2 protein-coding genes and 1 pseudogene are annotated in these 3,057 nt (G+C 67.1%); 2 read left to right on the top strand and 1 reads right to left on the bottom strand.

What is annotated here, in order from left to right; genetic code table 11:
• A pseudogene (locus LH128_RS26905) lies at window positions 1-1,100 on the bottom strand (hypothetical protein); the annotation flags it as partial.
• A 127-nt stretch (window positions 1,101-1,227) separates the two neighbouring features.
• Here LH128_RS26905 and LH128_RS26900 point away from each other — a divergent pair.
• Window positions 1,228-2,256 carry a flagellar motor switch protein FliG gene (locus LH128_RS26900; protein WP_036527424.1) on the top strand — a complete coding sequence of 343 codons (1,029 nt, stop codon included), beginning with the start codon at window positions 1,228-1,230 and terminating at the stop codon, window positions 2,254-2,256.
• 9 nt (window positions 2,257-2,265) lie between these two features.
• A complete protein-coding gene (locus tag LH128_RS26895; RefSeq protein ID WP_008832856.1) occupies window positions 2,266-2,982 on the top strand; it encodes a FliH/SctL family protein in 717 nt (238 codons plus the stop codon).
• The last annotated feature ends 75 nt before the right edge of the window (window positions 2,983-3,057 follow it).

The following is a 3,057-nucleotide window of genomic DNA, read 5'->3' as shown; positions in this document are numbered from 1 at the left end:
GTGGCGATGGCATTGGCGGCGGTCGCCGAAACGACGGTGTAGTCGGCGTTCTCGGCCAGTTCGGTCTTGGTGGACTTGGCGGTGGCGGCCGCGCTCGCGGCGGCGCGGGCGGTGGCGTCGGTATCCACGGCGTTGATCTTGCTCAGCCGCTCCCAGGTCAGCGATCCGGCCAGATCCTCGATGCGGTAGACATTGGCCGAGGTGGGCGACTTGGTGCCCGAGATCGTCGCCGTCTCGCCGCTCGCCACCATCAGCGCATCGCCCGCCGCGACCTGATCGATCGAGACTTTCTCGATGCCTGCGGGGTTGAAGGTGAGGCCCCACTTGCCGTCGGTCTTCTCGACCGTGAAATGCGACTTCCACTGCGAGGTCGTATTGCCCTCGGCGTCGAGAATAGGCGTGCCGCTGGCGTTCGTGGCGATCTTCGCGCCGATCGCGGCATTGAGCGCGGCGGCGACCGAATCAAGCGTCGGGGGCTGTGTGCTCGTCTGGGAAAGATCGACGCTGACGACCTCGCTGGTGGTGCCGCGGGTCAGGGTCACCTGAAAAATTTCACTGCCCGTCAGACCCTCGACCGGGGCCGCGCGGGTGGTCGAAACGCCGGTGCCGGCAACCGCGCCGGTGGCGTAGCGGGCCTCGACGCCGAGGGTGCGGGTGCTACTCGTCACCGATCCGAAACCGAGTTCGAGAAGGTCGGTATCGGCGCTCGAAAGGTAGCCCTGAAGGTCCGCCAGACCTTGCGCGAAACTCTTCTGCAAGGCCGCCCGTTCGGTTGTCGAAATCGTCTTGGAGGTGCCTGCCTGCGCCAGAATACGCAGGTTTTCCAGCGCCTTGTAAGCGGTAAAGGCGGTCTGGACGTCGGGCAGGTCCTCCAGCGAACTGTCGCCATTGGCATCGATGATCGAGGCGAGCCGCTTGACCGCCGCGACTTGCGCGCTGGTCGCGGTATCGGTGCCCAGGGCATCGAGCCACGGCGCCGTCGTCGTGGGTGTGGTGAACGCCTTCTTGGCCGCCGTCACCGCCACGCTGTCGGACGAGGCGAGGCTGCTTTGATAGGATGAATAGGCCGAGGTTCCTCCCAGAACCGACAGGCCGATCAACCCATTATTCAGACTTATCGTCAATTGTGCCTCGTGAGCCGGTTGCGTGGGTGTCCCTCCTATAAATAGAAGGAAGACCTTGCGATCGGATGAAATTGCGCATTTTTCAAGGAATCTCGCAGTGAACATGATGACCGCGGTGGGCGAGCCGCCGGAGCTCAAGAAATATTCGGGCACCCAGCGGGCGGCTGCGCTGCTGCTGGCGCTCGGCCAGGAGCACGGAATCCCCATCTGGCAGCAGCTGAACGACGACGAGATCAAGGAGCTGTCCTCCTCGATCGCGTCGCTCGGCCGCGTGCCTGCCGTCGTCGTCGAATACCTGCTCGGCCAGTTTTCGGGCGAGGTCTCCTCGATCACCACGCTGCACGGTTCGTACGAGACGACCGAGCGCCTGCTCGAAGGCGTGCTCGCGCCCGAGCGCGTCAAGGACATCATGGAGGACATTCGCGGTCCTTCGGGCCGGACGATGTGGGACAAGCTCTCGAACGTCAGCGAAGGCGTGCTGGCGGGCTACCTCAAGAGCGAGCACCCGCAGACCGTCGCGGTGATCCTGCAGAAGCTCAAGCCCGACCACGCCGCGCGGGTGCTGGCGGCGCTGCCGCGCGACTTCGGCACCGAAGTCGTCATGCGCATGCTCAAGACCGAGACCGTCCAGAAGGACGTGATCGTGCAGGTCGAGCAGACGCTCAAGACCGAGTTCATGACCAACCTCTCGCGCGCGCAGCGCCGCGATCCGCACGAGACCATGGCCGAATTGTTCAACGCGCTCGACCGCTCGACCGAGGAGGCGATGCTCGGCGCGCTCGACGAGAAGGCGCCCGAGGAAGCCGAGCGCATCCGCGCGCTCATGTTCACCTTCGAGGATCTGTCGAACCTGCTGCCGAGCGCGATCCAGGTCATCGTGCGCAACTGCAACAAGCGCGAACTGGCGCTGGCGCTCAAGGGCGCTCCGGAAGAGATGCGCCGCCTGTTCTTCGGCGCCATGACCGAGCGCGCCGCCAAGCTGCTTCGCGACGACATGGCCGCGATGGGGCCGGTGCGCGCCCGCGAATGCGAGGCCGCGCAGGGCAACCTCGTTACGCTCGCCAAGGATCTGGGCGAGCGCGGCGAAATCGTCCTCGCCGACCCCAAGAGCGACGATGCGATGATCTATTGATGACGACTGATGGCGACTAACCCGAAGGCACCCGCCGACGGCGCGGGAACGATACAACCTTTCGGCTTCGACCGGGTGTTCTTCCACCCCGTCGATACGCCGCTGGTCCCAGTGCCCGGCGAGCCCGAGCCTGCGTCCGCCGCGGAAACCCTGCCCGAATCCTTGCGTGACCGGATCGAGGATCTCGAATCCCGCATCGAGCGCATGCAGGCCGAGCACCGCGCCGAACTCGCTCGCGCCCGCGCGGACGGCTTCGAGGCGGGCGCCGCGCAGGCCCGTTCGGAACGCGGCGAGGCGCTGCTGGCGGCGACCGACGCGCTTCACGCCGCGCTCGACGGGATCGAGGGGCAGGTCGAGGCCGTCGCCCGCCGCATGATCGGCGAGGCGGGCGCGGTCGCCCTCCACGCCGCCGAGATGCTGGCCGGCCACGCCATCGAAACATCCCCCGCCCGCGCCGTGGACGAGGCACTGGCCCGCGCGCTGGAGCAAGTGGCGCAAGGCACCGCGCTGGTGGTCCGCGTGAACCCGGAAATGCGCGACGAAGTGGACGTCCTCGTCGAGGCGCGCGAGGCGAAATGTGGCCGCCCGCTGGCGATCACCGTGATCGACGACGAGGCCGTGCCGCAAGGCGACGCGCGCATAGAATGGACCTCGGGCGGCCTCAACGTAGACGCCGAAGCCCGCCGCGCCGCGGTGATGGCGGAACTCGCGGGGGTTTTGCTGTAACGCCAAATCCTCCCCGTCGCGCAGCGATGGGGAGGGGGACCGCCGACGCAGTCGGTGGGGGGGGGGGGGGGGCCC

Source organism: Sphingomonas sp. LH128 (assembly GCF_000293195.2).
Lineage (GTDB): Bacteria > Pseudomonadota > Alphaproteobacteria > Sphingomonadales > Sphingomonadaceae > Novosphingobium > Novosphingobium resinovorum_A.
The sequence above is the reverse complement of the archived record's forward strand: the minus strand, read 5'-3'. Positions and strand labels throughout refer to the sequence as shown.

Excerpts from the sequence above, each read along its gene's own strand:
- LH128_RS26895 (WP_008832856.1), top strand. The coding sequence starts at position 2,266 with ATGGCGACTAACCCGAAGGCACCCGCCGACGGCGCGGGAACGATACAA.
- LH128_RS26900 (WP_036527424.1), top strand. The coding sequence starts at position 1,228 with ATGATGACCGCGGTGGGCGAGCCGCCGGAGCTCAAGAAATATTCGGGC.